Source organism: Bradyrhizobium sp. GW821-FHT13H06, assembly GCF_058803975.1.
Genome location: NZ_JBXAPN010000002.1, coordinates 260717 through 278544, shown reverse-complemented (window position 1 = coordinate 278544; position 17828 = coordinate 260717). Strand labels below are relative to the sequence as shown.

At 65.2% G+C, this 17828-nt stretch carries 17 protein-coding genes; 8 read left to right on the top strand and 9 right to left on the bottom strand.

Annotated elements, in window-relative coordinates; all coding sequences use genetic code 11:
• The first annotated feature begins 498 nt into the window (after positions 1-498).
• Positions 499-1461 (top strand): hypothetical protein, encoded by a 963-nt coding sequence (locus AC1RQP_RS08130; protein WP_492936560.1) that lies wholly within the window; start codon positions 499-501, stop codon positions 1459-1461.
• Between the two features lie 8 nt (positions 1462-1469).
• On the opposite strand, the gene AC1RQP_RS08125 is transcribed toward AC1RQP_RS08130, so the two are convergent.
• Positions 1470-2048, bottom strand: coding sequence for a MarR family winged helix-turn-helix transcriptional regulator (locus AC1RQP_RS08125; RefSeq protein ID WP_124162937.1), 579 nt, complete (start codon positions 2046-2048; stop codon positions 1470-1472).
• Between the two features lie 657 nt (positions 2049-2705).
• Here AC1RQP_RS08125 and AC1RQP_RS08120 point away from each other — a divergent pair.
• Positions 2706-3593 carry a dienelactone hydrolase family protein gene (locus AC1RQP_RS08120; protein WP_492936559.1) on the top strand — a complete coding sequence of 296 codons (888 nt, stop codon included), beginning with the start codon at positions 2706-2708 and terminating at the stop codon, positions 3591-3593.
• Positions 3594-3653: 60 nt separating this feature from the next.
• Here AC1RQP_RS08120 and AC1RQP_RS08115 read toward each other — a convergent pair whose 3' ends face one another.
• Positions 3654-4919: a serine hydrolase domain-containing protein gene (locus tag AC1RQP_RS08115; RefSeq protein ID WP_239626779.1), complete on the bottom strand. Its 1266-nt coding sequence runs from the start codon at positions 4917-4919 to the stop codon at positions 3654-3656.
• Between the two features lie 119 nt (positions 4920-5038).
• A complete protein-coding gene (locus AC1RQP_RS08110; RefSeq protein ID WP_239626777.1) occupies positions 5039-5887 on the bottom strand; it encodes an SDR family oxidoreductase in 849 nt (282 codons plus the stop codon).
• 170 nt (positions 5888-6057) lie between these two features.
• Between AC1RQP_RS08110 and AC1RQP_RS08105 the strand changes: the two genes are divergently transcribed.
• Complete coding sequence (locus AC1RQP_RS08105; RefSeq protein WP_492937118.1) at positions 6058-6792, top strand: HAD family hydrolase; 735 nt, start codon at positions 6058-6060, stop codon at positions 6790-6792.
• Positions 6793-6838: 46 nt separating this feature from the next.
• Here the strand turns inward: AC1RQP_RS08105 and AC1RQP_RS08100 are convergent, their stop codons facing one another.
• Together AC1RQP_RS08100 and AC1RQP_RS08095 are read right to left on the bottom strand one after the other, a co-directional pair.
• The gene (locus tag AC1RQP_RS08100; protein ID WP_239626775.1) at positions 6839-7246 is read right to left on the bottom strand and encodes a nuclear transport factor 2 family protein; all 408 of its coding nucleotides are present in this window, start codon (positions 7244-7246) and stop codon (positions 6839-6841) included.
• Positions 7247-7374: 128 nt separating this feature from the next.
• Positions 7375-8064, bottom strand: coding sequence for an aspartate/glutamate racemase family protein (locus AC1RQP_RS08095; RefSeq protein ID WP_492936558.1), 690 nt, complete (start codon positions 8062-8064; stop codon positions 7375-7377).
• A gap of 218 nt (positions 8065-8282) precedes the next feature.
• Here AC1RQP_RS08095 and AC1RQP_RS08090 point away from each other — a divergent pair, with 218 nt between their 5' ends.
• Complete coding sequence (locus tag AC1RQP_RS08090) at positions 8283-9029, top strand: metallophosphoesterase family protein (protein WP_492936557.1); 747 nt, start codon at positions 8283-8285, stop codon at positions 9027-9029.
• A gap of 12 nt (positions 9030-9041) precedes the next feature.
• Here the strand turns inward: AC1RQP_RS08090 and AC1RQP_RS08085 are convergent, their stop codons facing one another.
• A complete protein-coding gene (locus AC1RQP_RS08085) occupies positions 9042-9164 on the bottom strand; it encodes a hypothetical protein (protein WP_492936556.1) in 123 nt (40 codons plus the stop codon).
• A gap of 124 nt (positions 9165-9288) precedes the next feature.
• Between AC1RQP_RS08085 and AC1RQP_RS08080 the strand changes: the two genes are divergently transcribed.
• Genes AC1RQP_RS08080 through AC1RQP_RS08065 form a run of 4 tightly spaced genes read left to right on the top strand, consistent with a single transcriptional unit; the run spans position 9289 to position 13792 of the window.
• Complete coding sequence (locus AC1RQP_RS08080) at positions 9289-10950, top strand: thiamine pyrophosphate-binding protein (RefSeq protein ID WP_492936555.1); 1662 nt, start codon at positions 9289-9291, stop codon at positions 10948-10950.
• Between the two features lie 4 nt (positions 10951-10954).
• Positions 10955-12220 (top strand): NAD(P)/FAD-dependent oxidoreductase, encoded by a 1266-nt coding sequence (locus AC1RQP_RS08075; protein ID WP_492936554.1) that lies wholly within the window; start codon positions 10955-10957, stop codon positions 12218-12220.
• 9 nt (positions 12221-12229) lie between these two features.
• Positions 12230-12973 (top strand): aspartate/glutamate racemase family protein, encoded by a 744-nt coding sequence (locus AC1RQP_RS08070; RefSeq protein ID WP_492936553.1) that lies wholly within the window; start codon positions 12230-12232, stop codon positions 12971-12973.
• Between the two features lie 39 nt (positions 12974-13012).
• Positions 13013-13792, top strand: coding sequence for an SDR family NAD(P)-dependent oxidoreductase (locus AC1RQP_RS08065; protein WP_492936552.1), 780 nt, complete (start codon positions 13013-13015; stop codon positions 13790-13792).
• Between the two features lie 123 nt (positions 13793-13915).
• Here the strand turns inward: AC1RQP_RS08065 and AC1RQP_RS08060 are convergent, their stop codons facing one another.
• The 3 genes from AC1RQP_RS08060 to AC1RQP_RS08050 are packed head-to-tail and all read right to left on the bottom strand — an operon-like array spanning position 13916 to position 17686.
• Positions 13916-14710, bottom strand: a complete 795-nt coding sequence (locus tag AC1RQP_RS08060) for an IclR family transcriptional regulator (protein WP_239626764.1) — start codon at positions 14708-14710, stop codon at positions 13916-13918.
• Positions 14711-14729: 19 nt separating this feature from the next.
• Positions 14730-16463 (bottom strand): FAD-dependent oxidoreductase, encoded by a 1734-nt coding sequence (locus AC1RQP_RS08055; protein ID WP_239626762.1) that lies wholly within the window; start codon positions 16461-16463, stop codon positions 14730-14732.
• 8 nt (positions 16464-16471) lie between these two features.
• Positions 16472-17686 (bottom strand): ABC transporter substrate-binding protein, encoded by a 1215-nt coding sequence (locus tag AC1RQP_RS08050; protein ID WP_239629384.1) that lies wholly within the window; start codon positions 17684-17686, stop codon positions 16472-16474.
• Positions 17687-17828 lie beyond the last annotated feature (142 nt).

Below are 17828 nucleotides of genomic sequence, written 5' to 3'. Positions count from 1 at the left end.
GGCGAGAATCACTTGAGTAGGACCGTAACAATTGCCGGTTTCCGATCAAGCGTGCGCAACAAAGCGGTTGCTACACGTGCTTGATGCTGTTGATTCGTTTCCGGTTGTTTCTTGGTGTATTCAATCGCATCAGTTGATTTGGATACCAAACTAGTTTTGCACCGCAGCGGATATAAAGTTCCGCATCCCCGTACAATTGCAGCTGTTTTGAGTACCGCAACGGTCTTGCAAATCGATCCGTCTTCAACCCCGGATTGACTCCGGCGCTTGTTTTTCCACCTGCGACAAGTCGACTCACTTGTGGCGACACGATGCTAGCTTGGTGAAATCTTGGCGAGTGTGTGTCTTTCGAGTCGCACTATCGCCGCGTGTATGACGCGATCCGACTCTTGCAGCGCCAGATCGCGCGCTATGGAAAGTTTTCGATGCACACGTTTCAGACAAGCTTCGGCAAATAGCGTCACCGTTCGACAGATCGAACGAACGGAGCATTTTCACATGTTGTCCGATGGACAAGCTCGTCCCAACGCGACCGCGGATGCTTCCGCGGCGGCGAAGCCGGCTCCGGAGGCGCGCGATACAAAGGACAGTGCGACGCGAGGGGACAAGCCCGTTGCGGGCGCAAAGCGTGTATCGGCCGCGGCGAGCGACGAAGTTCTCGCGAAGGAAGCTCTCGAGGGGCTGAAGCGCATTCGTGCCAAGGCGCGCCTCGACAAGATGGCGATCCCGAAACCTGCGCCGGCCGTGATCAAGCCGGCCGTGATCGTGGCCAAGCCACCGCCGCCCCGTCCGACATGGGTCGCACCGCTCGCAACTCTGGCAGTCGCTGCCATGCTGGTGGTCTGCGCCTGCACCGGCGTGATCGCCTATCTCACCACCCAGCCCGCTCAGAACAACGTTGCGACCAATACCGAGATCAGGAATCTGCGCGAGACCGTGGCGCAACTGCGCAGGCAGGTGTCGGGCGTGTCCGAAAATCTCGATGGCTTGCGTACTGCGGTCGATCAATCGAGCAAGGCGACGAATGATCGCTTCGGCAGATTTGCCGAGAACCTGGACCGGATCGAGCGGGTGAGCTCGTCCTCGACGGCGAAGCTCGACAAGCTTGCCCAGGCACAGGTTCAGGCGCAGGCCCAGGCTCCGGCGCCGGCAATGGTGCAATCGCAGCCGGCGTCGCAGCAAGGACCGGTGATGGCTTCGGTCGCGGCGCCCGAATTCACGGGCTCGGTGCCTGCGTCCGAGCGTACGTCGGTGCCGCGCAAGATGATCAAGGGCTGGTCGGTCCGCCAGGCCTATGAGGGGATTGCGATTCTGCAAGGCCCGAACGGGGTCATCGAGGCCGTGCTGGGACAACAAGTGCCCGGCCTCGGTCGCATCGAAGAGATCAGAAACGAGAACGGGCGCCTGGTGGTGGAATCCAGCGGCGGCGTCATCTATTCGTCACGCAAGGCGACGCCTTGAGCAGCCTTCTATTGACGGTGATGCTCGAAGCTGGTGCATAGCAGATCGACCTCTGTCTCCGCGATCGGTGCACGAAACAGGCGGCAGCTGAACTCGACCGTCGTCTTGCTGTCCGTGGTGGTGCGATCTTCCCGCAGGAAGATGCATCGCTTGCAAACGTCGGTGTGATGCCGCTGCTCGGCTGCGTCGGACTGATCCAGCACGTGCCGGAACGTGTCGCGGAAGCGGATCTTGACGTCGTCGTCGAGAACGGCAATCGCCTCGACGAGAACGTTGACGGGGTCGCGCACCAGGAACTTCTTGCCCTGCTGGGTCACGCTCAACATCACCGACCGCTTGTCCGTGGCCGAACGTTTTCGTTCGAGGTAGCCGAGCCGCTCGAGTTCGCCGATGATGAACGAGGCGGTGCCCCGCGTGGTGCCGACGTAGCTCGCCAGCGCCGACGGCGTTCGGGAAAACCGGTTGGCCCGGGAGAGGAAGCGCAGCGCCATCCATTCGCGGTCGCGCAAGCCGTGCTTGGTGCCTTCGAACCACAGGATGCGCGCGGCCTGCTCCAACAATTCAATCGATTCGCGAGCCAAATTCATTTCAGTTCCAGGTCGTATAAACGTCTATTCAATTGAGCCTTGGGTAGCGCAATCCGGGTGACGAGAATGAAGCCCGCAGGCGCTCCTTCGTCCGTTGATGGGCGGCGGATCACGCTTGGGGGAAGAAGCCTCTCCGTTTCGGAGATGGAACTTCCGGCCGTGGACTAGTGCGTCACAAAGAAAGTTCGAGTAAATCGCGCGGCTCGGATCCTCGGAAAATTTCAATCAAATGACGACGGTTCGCCCGCGAATTGGCGATGATGTGCGATGCGCGAGCAACATGATGTGTCATTGCCGCCGCTGCAGTGGCCATTTGTTGCGGCTGAGCATGTCGAGCGTGCGAACAAGGGCATCCTTCGCGACCTCTCGCAGCGTGGCCGGCCGGGAAGGAACCATATTTTTCGGTTAATGGATGTTGCGATGCAATGTAGCCAGACGGTTAAGTCCGGTACACGCGCAATCCAGGGACCGGGTGTCCTTGCGAGATGGACAGGCAGGCGAGGTTCGACGTCGAAACGTGCCGCCTTCGTGGCCACGATCGGCAGCATCCTCGAATTCGTCGCCTCGTGCTCGCAGGCTGGTGATTTGCGTTTCGCCGGCAACTATTGGCGAATGCGTCGCGCCAGGGGATAGCAGGCAGCAGGAAGGGATGGACCGATGAGCTTCGAAACCACCATGACATCTGACGTCGTCGGGCTGACCAAAAGCGCCCCGGTCTCACGTCGCGGATTCATGAGTGCCACCGCGGCCGTGGCGGCGGGCTATACGCTTGCGGCCGGGCCCGTGCGCGCCGAGGTGGTCACGACCGACACCAATGGTCTTGAGGCCGGCGATGCCAAGATCAAGGCCGGCTCCGAGGAGATGCCGGTCTATTTCGCCCGCCCGGCCGGCAATGCCAAGGCGCCGGTGGTCGTCGTGGCGATGGAGATTTTCGGCCTGCACGAATACATCAGGGACGTGACGCGGCGCCTGGCCAAGCTCGGCGCGTTCGCGGTCGCGCCCGACTATTACTTCCGCAAGGGCGTCGACTTGACCAAGGCGTCGGACATCAAGGACCTGCTGGCTGTGGTGAATGCCAAGCCGGACGCCGAGATGATGTCAGATCTCGATGCGACGGCGGCGTGGGCGGGATCGCAGGGCGGTGACACCGCCAGGCTCGGCATCATCGGCTTCTGCCGGGGCGGCCGCACGGTCTGGGAGTACGCCGCCCATAGCGGCGCTCTCAAGGCGGGCGTCGCCTTCTATGGCACGCTGGTCGATCCTGCCAATCCGGCGTGGCCGAAGAGCCCGATGCAGGTCGCGCCCGAGATGAAGGCGCCGGTGCTCGGCCTTTACGGCGGCGCCGATACCGGCATTCCCGTCGCCCAGGTCGAGCAGATGAAGGCAGCCCTCGAGCAGAACAAGAAGACGGCCGAGTTCAAGATCTACCCCGAAGCGCCGCACGGCTTCCATGCCGACTATCGCAGCAGCTACCGCAAGGACGCCGCAGAAGACGCCTGGAAGCAGGCGCAGGCCTGGTTCAAGAAATACGGCGTGTTGAGCTGATGCTGGGCATCAAGAGAGCGGCCAAAACGGCCGCCCTCTCTCTATCAATGCGTACCGGTCTCACTTCGTCATCGCGCCGTAGACGATGTCCTGAACCTGCTCGCGGTAATATTTCCTGAGCTCGCCGGGCGCGGCCGTTCCCACCACGACGACGAGACGCTCCTTGGGGTCGCAGAAGAACTGCGTTCCAAAGGCACCATTCCAGGTGAACTCGCCGGGATTGCCGGGGACTGAAGACAATCCTTCGCTGGTCCGGACCGCAACCGAAAGGCCGAAGCCGAAGCCGCCGCGATGCGGCTCGACATTGGCCACCTTGTTCCTGATCCCGGGGCCAAGGTGATTGGACGTCATGTGATGCACGGTCTTCGGACCGAGGATGCGCTGGCCGTCGAGTTCGCCGCCGTTGAGCAGCATCTGTCCGAAGCGGATGTAGTCGCCGACCGTCGCGAACGAGCACGCGCCGCCACAATCGAACTTGGTCGGGGTATCCAGGAGCTTGATGGCCTGCGGCTTGCCGGTCAGCGGATCGTTCGTGAACGGGCGGGCAAGGCGAGGGCGCTGGGCGTCGGTCGGGTGGAAGGTCGCATCCTTCATGCCGAGCGGCTGCCAGACGTTGGCGGCGAGATAGTCGCCGAGCTTCTGCTCGCTCACCTTCTCGACGACCGCGCCGAGCACGTCGATCGAGAAACCATATTCGAACTCGGTCGAGGGCTGATGCGCCAGCGGCAGCTTGGTGATGCGGTCGATGAAGGCCTGGGTGTCGCCTTCGATCGCCGGCGCGACGCCGTCGGGATATTGCCGCGCCACCGGGCTCGATGAGTCCGGGCGGCCGCCATACATCAATCCCGACGTATGCCGGTAGAGATCGTGGATGAAGATCGGCGAGGCCTGCGGCTCGAGCTTGAGCGAACCGTCGGCCTGGGGAACACCGACCTTCATGTCGGCGAAGCCCGGATAGTAATCGGACAGCTTGGCCTGGAGCGGCAGACGTCCCTGCTCCATCAGGGTCAGGCCGGCGACCGCGGCCATCGGCTTGGTCATCGAGGCCAGCGCAAAGATCGCATCGATCGGCATCGGCGTGCTCTTGGCGGGATCGAGCAGGCCATAGGCCTTGTAGTGGACGAGCTTGCCGTCGCGCGCGATGGCGACGACTGCGCCGGGTACGCGCTTGGCCGCGATCTCGCGCGCGAAGAAGCTATCGAGGCGTGCAAGGCCTTGTTTCGAAAAACCGACGTCGTCGGGATTGGCTTCGGGCAGCGGGGCGGCACGCGCCGCACCGAGCGCGATGACGGCAGTCGCAGCGATCATGGCGATCGTCTTGTTCATTGCATTCTCCCAAGAGGCGAGCTCGTTGTGTGGTGGCTCGCTCGATGGCTAGATCACGACCGCACCGGGATGAAGTCAAGCGCGGGCAAGGCATGTCAGGGAGGCGTTGGAGTGCAGGCCTATCGTCCTTCGCCTGTCCGCCACAGCGCGTCGAGGCCGTGCCGATAGGTGGGGCAGGCCAGCGAGACGCCGAGCTCGCGCTTCAGTTTCGCATTGGAGACACGGGCGCTGCTGGCATAGAAGCTGCGGGCCATTGCCGACATGTCGGCGGTCGCGAACGCCTCTTCTGGCGGCGGCGCCACGCCCATCAGCTTCGCCGCATAGGCGATCACGTCCTGCGGCGGCGCGGGCTCGTCATCGCAGACGTTCCAGGTGCCGCCGTTCGGGTAACGAATAGCGGCCATGATCGCGCTCGCGATGTCGTCGACGTGGATGCGGTTGAACACCTGTCCCGGCTTGATGATGCGCCTCGCCGTTCCCGCGCGCAGCGTCACGAGCGCGTTGCGACCGGGACCGTAGATGCCCGCGAGCCGCAGGATCGCCGCATCGCCGCGCGCCGCGTCCGTCCAGGCCTGCTCCGCAGCAACCCGCATGCGCGTGCGGTCGAGGACGGCCTGCGGCGGCGTGCTCTCGTCGACCCACGCGCCGCCGTGATCACCGTACACGCCGATGGTGGAGAGATAGACGACCTTGCGGCGGCCTTCCTGTAGCACGTCGCCGAACGCCGTGATCGCGGGATCGCCGGCGCTGCCGGGCGGGATCGATACCAGGAGGACATCGGCATCGCGAACCTGTTGAACCGTCTGTTGCGACGGACGGCTGCCGGAAAACGGATGCACCTCCAGGCGGCCGAGGTCGTTCCGTTGCGCGGGGTCGCGCACGGTGCCAGCGACATGCGAGAAGCTGCTGCCGTGTTGGCGAACGAAGTGCCGGGCACTGTAGCCGAGGCCGAGGATGAAGAGCCGCATGCGTCTCCTGTGCAGGTCGGAGTTCCCGCTCGCGCCGTGGCGCCTCTCGCTCATAAGAGATTTTTGGGTCCGGCAAAAGATATTGCGATTTGTCACGCCCGCCACTGCGGGCAATGCTCGCATGTCACAGGCAGCTCGGGAGGGAGGCGTCGTTGGCGACCGGGTCGATCATTCAGGCGGAGGCGCCCGCGGCAGTGCGATGCGATGCCAGCGAGCTGATCCGGCGCGCGGCGGCGCTGATCTTCGACGTCGACGGCACCCTCGCCGAGACCGAGGAGCTGCATCGGCAGGCCTTCAACTTCGCCTTCGTCCGCCACGGTCTCGACTGGCGGTGGGACCGTGCCGTCTACAAGGACCTGTTGCGCGTGACGGGCGGCAAGGAGCGCATGCGCGCCTACCACACGAGGCTGGGGGCCGCTCCGCCATTGTCGGACAGGGACATGGCAGAGCTGCACCGCATCAAGACCGCGCACTATGCCGAGCTGATCGAAACGGGCTGCTGTCCCTTGAGGCCTGGCGTGACGGATCTGCTCGCTGCGGCCCGGGCGCGCGGCCAGCGGCTTGCCATTGCGACCACTACCTCCCACGGAAACATCGATGCGCTGCTCTCGCAGGTGCTGGGCAAGCGCTGGGCCGCGGATTTCGAGGCGATCGTCGCCGGCGATGACGTGCGGCACAAGAAGCCTGCGCCGGACGTCTATCTCGAGATCCTGGCGCGGCTGAAGCTGGGCGCGCCCGACTGCGTCGCGATCGAGGATTCCGCCAACGGCCTGATTGCGGCCTCGCGTGCCGGCATCCCGGTTCTGATCACGCGCAGCATGTTCTTTGGGGACGATGACTTCACCGCGGCGCGGGTGGTGCTGGACGACTTGTCGGAACTCGGTTGCCGCCAAACAAAAAACTGAAGAACAACCTCATGCACAGTAGATCACGCCCACGTGATCGCTGCGGTCAGTGGACGCGGTGGCTCGTTCTATCATCCTCAGCCTGTTCGACAATCTGCGCGATCGGGCTGGACTGATGGTGCACCAGGCGCCAGTCGTCGCCGACGCGGCGAAAATGGTTCGCGGCGGCCAAGGCGGTGCCGTCGACGATCTCGATGCAGAGCACCCGCGCGCTGTCGCCATCGACGATCGCCTGTGGCTCGGCGCAGACGATCTGCGGCCGCTCCGGGTTTTGCAGGATGTCGCGCCAGCTTCCGATCACGGTGGCGCGCCCGATGATGGCCGGCCAGCCGGGATGGATGCAGGAGATGGCGTCGTCATCCGCCCACATCCGCTGCATTTCGTCGAAATCGCCGGCCGAAAAGGCGGCGTAGAAGGCCGCGTTGGCGGCGATGACCTTGCTGTCCTTTGCCATGCCTCCGGGGTGGGGCAAGGAAAGGCAAAAATCAAGCGCGACTTCCGTCGATTTTGGCCGCAGTGCAGCATTCAAGATCGCGCCTGCTCTGTGGGCGATCGACGCGGGGGAAAGCGGGCGAGGACGCATCATCCGATCGCAAAATCGGCTGCCGTCTCCGCGTGAATGGCCGTCGTGTCGAACGTCTCGACCGAGGTATCGTCCTGGCCGACCAGCATCGTGATCTCGGTGCAGCCGAGGATCATGCACTCGGCGCCGCGGGCGACGAGGGCCGCCATCACCGCCTGATAGCGACGGCGCGAGGGAGCGGCGACGTTCCCGAGGCACAGCTCGTCGTAGATGATGCGGTTCACGTCGGCGCGCTCGTCGGCCGGAGGAATCAGCACATCGAGATCATGCGCGCGCAACCGATCGATGTAGAAATCCTGCTCCATCGTGAACTTGGTGCCGAGCAGCCCGACCCGCCGGTATCCCTTGGCCCGAATCCGCTGCGCCGTCGCGTCGCCGATGTCGATGAACGGAACGGTCACGCTGGCCGTGATCTCGGGCGCCAGTTTATGCATCGTGTTCGTGCAGAGCACGATCGCACGCGCCCCGGCGCTTTCGAGCCGCCGTGCGACCTCCGCCAGGCTGGCCGCCGCCTCCTGCCAGCGGCCGGCGTACTGCATCTGTTTGATCTCCTCGAAATCGTAGGAATACATCAACAAGGGTGCCGAATGCAGCTTGCCCATGCGATCGCGGACCCGCTCGTTGATCAGCTTGTAGTAGAGCGCGGTGCTCTCCCAACTCATGCCGCCGATCAGGCCGATGGTTTGCATTCCAGTGCTCCCAGCAGTGATTCAATCGGATCGTAGACGAAGATGCCGAAGCTCGGTAGCCGTCCCTTGATTGCGGCGCCTTCGTTGTGTCATTGTTCCCCCGCGCCGATTTGATCCTCAGCTTGCGGGCGCTTCTACAAATGCAGCTAAAGAGAACCGCTATCCCTGCATCGTCCCGCATTGCGTGAATCGTCGGCCATCTCGACTGGGAGGGTCAAATGAAATTTGCTGCGATCGCGGATGTGCACGGGAATCGTCCGGCGCTGGACGCTGTTCTTGCGGACATTGCCGCGCTCGGTATCGACGACGTCGTAAATCTTGGAGACCACGTCAGCGGACCCCTCGAGGCGGCAAGAACCGCAGACCTGCTCATCGAGCGGGGCTTTCCGTCGGTTCGGGGCGATCAGGATCGAATCCTGCTGGAGCTCCGGCAGGCGGGTACTTCGGCGCGCAGCGATTTCCAGCAACTCGCGCGCAAGCATTTCGACTGGATGGCGAGCATGCCGCCCACGCTGATGTACAGAGACCGCGTGTTCCTGTGCCATGCGTCACTCAGGAACGATGCCGCCTTTTGGCTCGATCAGATAGCCGATGACGGCGGCGTGCGTGCCAGTCCGATCGAGGCGATCGAGTCCGAAGCCGCGGGGATCACTGCTCAGGTCATCCTGTGCGGGCACACTCACATTCCGAGGGTCGTTCGTCTGAGGGATGGGCGACTGGTCGTAAACCCCGGCAGCGTCGGACTGCCTGGCAACGACGGGAAGTTGCCTGTGCCCTACGTGGTTGAGGTCGGCACGCCCCACGCGTGCTATGCCCTGCTGGAGCATGCCGGAGGAGCCTGGACCGCGACGATCCGCTACGTGCCCTACGATAGCGCGGCCATGGTCGCACTGGCGCGCAGCAAGGGCATGCTCACCTGGGCGAGCGCGATTGCAACCGGTTGGATTCGGCCGGAGCGGAGTTAGGCCGGCACCGGGTCAGAACGGCACGCCGCGCTCCTCGCTGAAGCCGCGGAGCTCCAAGCCCTTCAGTATCTGCTCACGGATCTGGTCCTGGGTGGCCGCGATACGGGCGGTCGTGCAAACGGCAGGGACGGGCATGCCGCCTGCGCAGGCTGCGAAAAGCCTTTCGATCTTGCGCGTCCTGTCGGCCTGTCCTACGCCACGTCCGAACGCAATTTTGCGAGGCGGTGAGGGGCATCGCCGAAGTCTCGAGGGAGCCGACATGACCATTCGCAACACCCGCACCGGGGGCCAGATCCTGATCGATCAGCTCGTCGCCCAAGGCGTCGAGCGCGTCACCTGCGTGCCGGGCGAGAGCTATCTGGCGGCGCTCGACGCACTGCATGACAGCCCGATCGACGTCATGATCTGCCGGGCCGAAGGCGGCGCGGCGATGATGGCGGAGGCCTATGGCAAGCTCACCGGTCGGCCGGGTGTCTGCTTCGTCACCCGCGGCCCCGGCGCCACCAATGCCAGCCACGGCGTCCACATCGCGATGCAGGATTCGACGCCGATGATCCTGTTCGTCGGCCAGGTCGATACCGGCATGCGCGAGCGCGAGGCGTTCCAGGAGCTCGACTACAAGGCGGTGTTCGGCTCCATGGCGAAATGGGCGGTCGAGATCGATCGCCCCGACCGCATTCCGGAGCTGGTGGCGCGCGCCTTCCGCGTCGCCATGCAGGGCCGGCCCGGGCCCGTGGTGATCGCGCTGCCGGAGAACATGCTGACCGAGACCGCCGCCGTTGCCGATGCCATGCGCATCGAGCCTGCCGTGAGCTGGCCGGCGCCTGCCGATATCGAACGCGTCGGTGCGATGCTTGCGAGCGCCAAGGCGCCGCTCGTCATTCTCGGCGGCACGCGCTGGACCGATGAGGCGACTAAGAGCACTGCGCGCTTTGCCGAGCGGTTCGACCTGCCGGTCGCGACCTCGTTCCGCAGGGCTTCGCTGATCGATGCCGACCATTCACACTATGCCGGCGATCTCGGCATCGGGCCGAGCCCGGGCCTGAAGGCGCGCATCGAGGGCGCCGATGTCATTCTGCTCATCGGGGGCCGCATGTCGGAGATGCCGTCCTCGTCCTATACGCTGCTCGACATTCCGACCCCGCAACAGAAGCTGATCCATGTGCATCCGGGCGCTGAAGAGCTCGGCCGGGTCTATCAGCCGGCGCTTGCGATCCAGGCAACGCCGGCCGCATTCGCTGCCGCCGTCGAGACGCTGAAGCCATCAGGCACGGTGGCCTGGAAGGGCGAGGCCGCCAAGGCGCACGCCGATTATCTCGCCTGGACCGAAAAGGCGCGCGAGCTGCCGGGCTCGTTCCAGTACGGCCAGGTGATGACCTGGCTGCGCGACCGCCTGCCGAAGGACGCCATCGTCTGCAACGGCGCCGGCAACTATGCCGGCTGGATCCATCGTCATCACCGCTTCCACAGCTTTGCTGCCCAGCTCGCGCCGACCTCGGGCTCGATGGGCTACGGCGTGCCGGCCGGCGTGCTCGCCAAACGGCAGTATCCGGATCGCGTCGTCGTCGCGTTCGCTGGTGACGGCTGCTTCTTGATGAACGGCCAGGAATTCGCGACGGCCGTGCAGTATGACGCGCCGCTGATCGTCGTCGTCATCGACAATTCGCAATACGGCACCATCCGCATGCACCAGGAGCGCGACTATCCCGGCCGTGTCGTCGGCACCCAGCTCAAGAATCCGGACTTTGCGATGTATGCGAAGGCGTTCGGCGGCCATGGCGAGCGCGTCGAGCGCACCGAAGAGTTCGCTCCGGCCTTCGAGCGCGCGCTGGCCTCAGGAAAGCCGTCCATCCTCCACTGCATCATCGATCCGCGCGCGATCTCGGTCGGCAAGGATTTTGTGCCCGCTGTGAAGGCTTAAAGCGATGTCGGCCGGCCGCCACGTCGCCATCATCGGTGCCGGCGCGATCGGCGTGATCAGCGCGATCGAGGTGCTGCGCGAGGGTCATCGCGTCACGCTGATCGATCCGGGCGAGCCCGGCGGCGAACAGGCGGCGAGCTACGGTAATGCCGGCTGGCTGTCGTCGCATTCGGTGATCCCGCCGGCGGAGCCTGGCATCTGGAGGAAGGTGCCGGGCTATCTGATGGACCCGCTTGGGCCGCTCGCGATCCGCTGGTCCTATTTGCCGAAGGCGCTGCCCTGGCTGGTCAAGTACCTGCTCTCGGGCTGGACCGCGGCGCGCGTCGAGAGGACGGCGTTCGCGTTGCGTGATCTCCTGAAGGACGCGCCGTTGCTGCACCGGAAGCTCGCGGAAGAGGCCGGCGTGCCTGAACTGATCGAGCGCAACGGCGTGATGCATGTCTTCCCCTCGCGCGGCAATTTCGACAATGACCTCGGCTGGCGCCTGCGCAGGAAGGTCGGCGTCCAATGGCTCGAGCTCAACGCGGACGAGATGCGGCAGCGCGAGCCCGATCTGCATCCGCGCTACACCTTTGGCGTGGTGGTGGAGGAGGCCGGCCGCTGCCGCGATCCCGGCGCCTATGTCGCCGCTCTCGCCGCACATGCACTGGCGAGCGGTGCCAGGCTGGTGCGCGCCAAGGCGACGGGACTCAAGCTCTCCGGCAACAAGCTCGTCGCCGTCATCACCGAGACCGGCGAGATTGCCTGCGATGCCGCGGTGATCGCCGCCGGCGCGCGATCCAGGCAGCTCACCGCGTCGGTCGGAGATCCCCTGCCGCTCGAGACCGAGCGCGGCTATCACGTCGTGATCGAGAATCCGGAATCGGGCCCGCGCAGCTCGATGATGGCGTCCGACGCCAAGATGGTGGTGAACTGGACCAACAAGGGCCTGCGCGCCGCAGGCACGGTGGAGATCGCCGGCTTGGAGGCCGCGCCGAACTGGAAGCGCGCCGAGATCCTGCGCAGCCACCTCCTCAGCATGTTCCCGAAATTGCCGAAGGACATCCCGGCCTCGCGCATCAAAACGTGGTTCGGCCATCGCCCGAGCATGCCGGACGGGCGTCCCTGTATCGGCTACGCGCGCGCCTCGCGCGACATCGTCTATGCCTTCGGCCACGGCCATGTCGGCCTGGTCGGCTCGGCCCGCACCGGCCGTCTTGTCGCCCAGCTTGTGAGCGGCAAGGCGCCGGAGATTCCACTCGCGCCGTTCGCGCCCGATCGTTTCCTCTGAGAGCGCACCATGACCGTCTCAGCCAGCCCGTCCTCCCGCTTCGCCCGTGGTGGCAAGGCCATCTATGGCGCGCCGCTCGGCATCCTGATGCTGGAGGCGCGCTTCCCCCGGATTCCCGGCGACATGGGCAACGGCACGACCTGGCCGTTCCCCGTGCTCTATCGTGTGGTGAGCGGCGCCTCGCCGGAGAAGGTGGTGCTGAAGGGCGCGGCCGGGCTGCTGCCTGACTTCATCGACGCGGCCAAGGATCTGGTGCGGCTCGGGGCCGAGGCCATCACCACCAATTGCGGCTTCCTCTCGCTGTTCCAGAAGGAGATTGCGGCGGCCGTCGGCGTTCCCGTCGCGACCTCGTCGCTGATGCAGGTGCCCTGGGTGCAGGCGACGTTGCCGCCGGGCAAGCGCGTCGGCCTCGTCACGGTGTCGGGCTCGACCCTGACGCCGGCCCATCTCGAAGGCGCCGGCGTACCGCTCGACACGCCGCTGGTCGGCACCGAGAACGGCAAGGAGTTCTTCCGTGTCCTGATCAAGGCCGAGAAGGACGACATGGACGTCGCGCAAGCCGAGCGCGACGTGGTCGAGGCCGGCAAGGCGCTCGTCGCCAGGAATCCCGATGTCGGCGCCATCGTGCTCGAATGCACCAACATGCCGCCTTATGCCGCAGCGCTTCAGGCCGAAGTCGGGCTGCCGGTCTACGACATCTATTCCATGATCACCTGGTTTCACGCCGGACTGCGCCCGCGCGTCTTTGCGTGAACGCGTCCGCGAGATCGTCACAAGTCCTGGAGCGAACCCATGAAACTATCCGGCAAGGTCGTGGCCATCACCGGCGCGGCGCGCGGCATCGGCAAGGCCTGCGCGAAGAGATTCCTGGACGATGGCGTCAAGGTCGTCATCTCCGATGTCGATGCCGAGAGCCTCGCCGGGACGGCTGCCGAGTTGGGGCGGCCGGATGCCTTGCGCACCGTGGTCGGCAATGTCGCCAAGCGTGCCGATGTTGATCAGCTCGTCGCGACCGCCGTGAAGGAGTTCGGCCGGCTCGACATCATGGTCAACAATGCCGGCGTCGCCCGCAACCGGGACATCCTCGACATCACCGAAGAGGAGTTCGACGAGATCATCGGCATCAACCTGAAAGGCGCGTTCTTCGGCGTGCAGGCGGCGGCGAGGCAAATGATCGCGCAAGGCGGTGGTGGCGTCATCATCAACATGTCCTCGGTGAATGCGCTGCTCGCGATCCCGTCACTTGCGACCTACGCGATGTCCAAGGGCGGCATGAAGCAGCTCACCTCGGTCGCGGCGGTGGCGCTGGCGCCGCACAACATCCGCGTGGTTGCCGTCGGGCCGGGCACGATCCTGACCGACATGGTGGCCTCGTCCATCTACACCTCGGAGGATGCCCGCAAGACCGTGATGTCACGCACGCCGGCCGGCCGCGGCGGCGAGCCGAGCGAGGTGGCATCGGTCGTGGCGTTCCTTGCCAGCGACGATGCGTCGTATATTACGGGCCAGACGATCTATCCGGATGGTGGAAGGCTGATCCTGAACTACACCGTGCCGGTGAAGGAGAAGTAGGCCTCGCTGTATCTCAGTCGTCATGCCCGGGTTTGTCCCGGGCATCCACGGCTTTCGGCAATCACGGTGCTGCGTGGATGGCCGGGACAAGCCCGGCCATGACGGCAGGGAGGCCACGACGCCTCACTCCGCCGCAACATTGATCCCGTAACCCAGCCGTTTCGAAATGCCCCCCGCGCAGTCGCGCAGCGCATGGGCGATCGGGCTGTCCCAGCGCGCATCGAAAGTGCCTTCCGGCCCCATCGCGGTGATGACCAGCGCGACATGGCCGGAATGGTCGAACACCGGCGCCGAGAATGCGTTGACGCCGGGCAGGGGATCGCCGAGCGCACGGGCAAGGCCGTGCTTGCGGACCTCGGCGAGTATCTCGGCGACCTTCGCGCCCTTCACCGCGCGCTTCGGATTGTAGCCGACGCCGCGACGATCGAGCCCGCTTTCGAGCGCGGCGGCGATCGTCTTCTCCGGCAGGAACGCCGCAAAGGCGCGGCCCGTCGCGGTTTCCAGCAGTGCCATCACCGAACCGGCCCGCATCACGATGTGGACGGGCTGGGCCGGCTCTTCGAGCTGCACCACGGTTGGACCGTGCGTGCCCCAGACGGCGAGCGAGACTGCATGTCCGATCTGGTTCGCGAGCGCCGCGATCCTGGGACGCGCGATGCGCACGCCCGAGAGCCGGCGCAGGCTGATCAGGCCGAGCTCGAGCGCCAGCGCGCCGATCTCGTAGCGGCCGGTGGTTTCGTCCTGCTCGATCAGGCCGATGCGGGAGAAGCTCGCGAGATAGGGATGCGCCTTGGCCGGCGTCATGCCGGCTTCGCGTGCGAGATCGCGCAGCATCATCGGCTCGCCGCATCTTGCGAGCGCGCGGAGCAATTCTCCGCCGACCTCGATCGACTGGATGCCGCGGCTTTCTCTCTTCATGCGCCTCCTGGCGGGTGGCCTACGCTGCGTCGCGCTTGGCGGCGCTGTCGGCAAGATGCCGTCCGGCAATGTAGCCGAAGGTCAGCGCCGGCCCAAGCGTGATGCCGGCGCCTGGATAATTGCCGCCCATGATGCTCGCCATGTCGTTGCCGGCGGCATAAAGGCCGGGAATCACCCGGCCCTCGGCGTCGAGCGCCCGCGCGTTCTCGTCGGTGACGATGCCGGCATAGGTGCCGAGATCGCCGATCACCATCTTGATGGCGTAGAACGGTCCGTCCTCGATCGGCGCGACGCAGGGGTTCGGGCCGTGCAGTGCGTCGCCCTGGTAGCGGTTGTAGGCTTTCGAGCCCTTGCCGAAGGCGGCATCGTGACCGAGTGGGGCGGTCGCATTGAACTGCCTGACCGTTTCGGCGAACGCCTTGGCATCGATCCCGGCCTTCGCCGCCAGCGCCTCCAGCGTGTCGCCGCGCATGAGATAGCCGGACTTCAGGTGATGGCCCAGCGGCATCGGGAAGGGCGGCACGCAGCCGAGGCCGTATTTGCGCAACGTCTTGTGGTCGCAGACGAGGAGCGCGGCGATCTCCTCGCCCGGCTTGGCCGCCTTGACCATGGCCTGGACGAAGTCGTGATAGGAATTGCCTTCATTGGCAAAGCGCTTGCCGTCGCGCATCACCGCGATCACGCCGGGCTTGGCGCGGTCGATGAAATGCGGCATCACTCCCTTGGAGCCGTCCTTGCGCGTGGTCAGCGACACCGGCACCCAGGCTGCCGCGTTCGGCAGGCGGTCCTCGACATGCCCGCCGGCGGCTTCCGCCAGACGTAGTCCATCCCCGGTATTGCCGGTCGGCCCCGGCGAAAAATGCTCGTTGCCGGTCGGTGCATGCGGAAACATCCTCTTGCGCCGTTCCACATCATGCGGAAAGCCGCCGCAGGCGAGCACGACGCCCTGGCGTGCCCGGATGCGCACGTTGCGTCCTTCGCGCGAGACGATCGCGCCGGTGACGGCGCCATTCTCGACCGTCAGCTCGCGCACCGGCGAGGACAGCCACATCGGAATCTTCAGATCCAGCGCGGATTTTGCGAGGCGCCCCGCCAGCGCATTGCCGTTCGTGAGCGTCATGCCGCGGCCGTAGCGCAGCACGTCCATCAGATGCCGCGACAGGCGCTTGGCGACGTAGACCGCGGAGGTCAGCGACTTCGTCACCCGCATGAAATGGATGATCTCCTTGCCGGAGCCAAGCATCATGCCGAACACGGTCAGCTCGGGCAGCGGCATGCCCAGCGTCTTGATCTGATCACCGAGCTCGCGCCCGTCGAACGGCCGCGTCACCATGGAGCGGCCGCCCTGGGCGCCACCGGGGGCCTCCGCGTGATAATCCGGAAACACCAGCGGCATGTCGAAGCGCAACGCGGTCCTGGTCGTGAAGAAATCGACCGCCTCGGGGCCGGCGCTCAGGAAGGCATCGACGCGCGCGGCATCGTAGTTGTTGCCGGCTTCGTGGCGAAGATAGGTGCGGGCCTGTTCCGGCGTCTCCTCGATGCCGTAGGCTTTCGCCAGCGACGTCCCGGGAATCCAGAGCCAGCCGCCGGAGCGCGCGGTGGTGCCGCCGAAGCGCGGCTCCTTCTCGACGATCAGCACATCGAGGCCACGGGAGCGCGCGGTGATCGCGGCCGACATGCCGGAGCAGCCCGATCCGGCCACGAGCACATCGCACTCGTAAGTCTCAATGGCGCCATGCTCGTTGCCGGTCATGCCTCACCTCATTTCTTCAGGAGCGGACATTTGGATTCGGAGACGGGGCGGAAGGCGTCCTCGCCCTTCACGGTCTTGACGATATCCAGATAGTCCCACGGCTCCTTCGATTGCTCGGGCGTCTTCACCTTGGCGAGATACATGTCGCGGATGACGCGGCCGTCCTCGCGCAATTTGCCGCCGTGAACGAAGATATCCTCGATCGGCAGCTCGCGCATCCTGGCCATCACCTTGGCGGAATCGTCGGTGCCGGCGGCCTTGATGGCCTTCAGATAATGCAGAACCGCGCCGTAGACCCCGGTCTGGATCATGGTCGGCATCACCTTGGTGCGCTCGTAGAACTTCTTGGACCAGGCGCGCGTCGCCTCGTCCATGTTCCAGTAGGAAGCCGTGGTCATGTAGGTGCCCTGCGCAGCCTTCAGGCCGATCGCGTGCACGTCGGTGTCGAACATCAGGAGGCCGACCAGCTTCTGGCCGCCCTGGACCAGGCCGAACTCGCCGGACTGCTTGATGGCGTTGTCGGTGTCCTGGCCGGCATTGGCGAAGGCGACCACGTCGGATTTCGAGCTCTGCGCCTGGAGCGCGAAGGAGGAGAAGTCGGCGGTGTTGGTCGGATGCTTCACGCCGCCGAGCACCTTGCCGCCCATCTCGTTGATGAAGCGGGTTGCGTCCTTCTCGAGCTGCTGGCCGAAGGCGTAGTCGGCGGTGATGAAGTACCAGGACTTGCCGCCTTCCTTGATGACGGCCGAGGCCGTCACCTTCGACAGCGCGTAGGTGTCATAAGTGAAGTGCACGGTGTTCGGGCTGCACAGCTCGTCCGTCAGCGAGCTCGCGCCGGGACCGGACAGCAGCGCGATCTTGCCCCGCTCGCGCACCATGTTGTGCACGGCGATCGCGATGCCGGAATTGGGGATGTCGACGACGGCGTCGACCTTGCCGTTGTCGAACCAGCCGCGCACGATCTGCACGCCGACGTCGGTCTTCATCTGATGGTCGGCGCCGATAATCTCGATCGGCTTGCCGAGCACGGTCGGCCCGAACTCCTCCACCGCCATCTTCGCCGCTTCCACCGAGCCCGGCCCGCTATTGTCGCGGCCCCAGCTGGACAGATCCGTCAGCACGCCAATCCGCACCACGTCGTCGGAGACTTGTGCGGTGGCCGCTGTGGTCATGGCGGCCGAAGTCATCGCCGCGAGCATGGCGCAGGCCAGAAGCCCTCTCATCATCGTTCCCTCTCTTGATCGGCCGCCTGGCGCGGCAGGTTGTTCTGGAGGTAAATTAGATAATAGCGAATAAGTTTGTCAATGGCGAATAAAAGCGGGGTGGGGTTCCACGATCGCCCGGCGATGCAATTGCCTCACCACC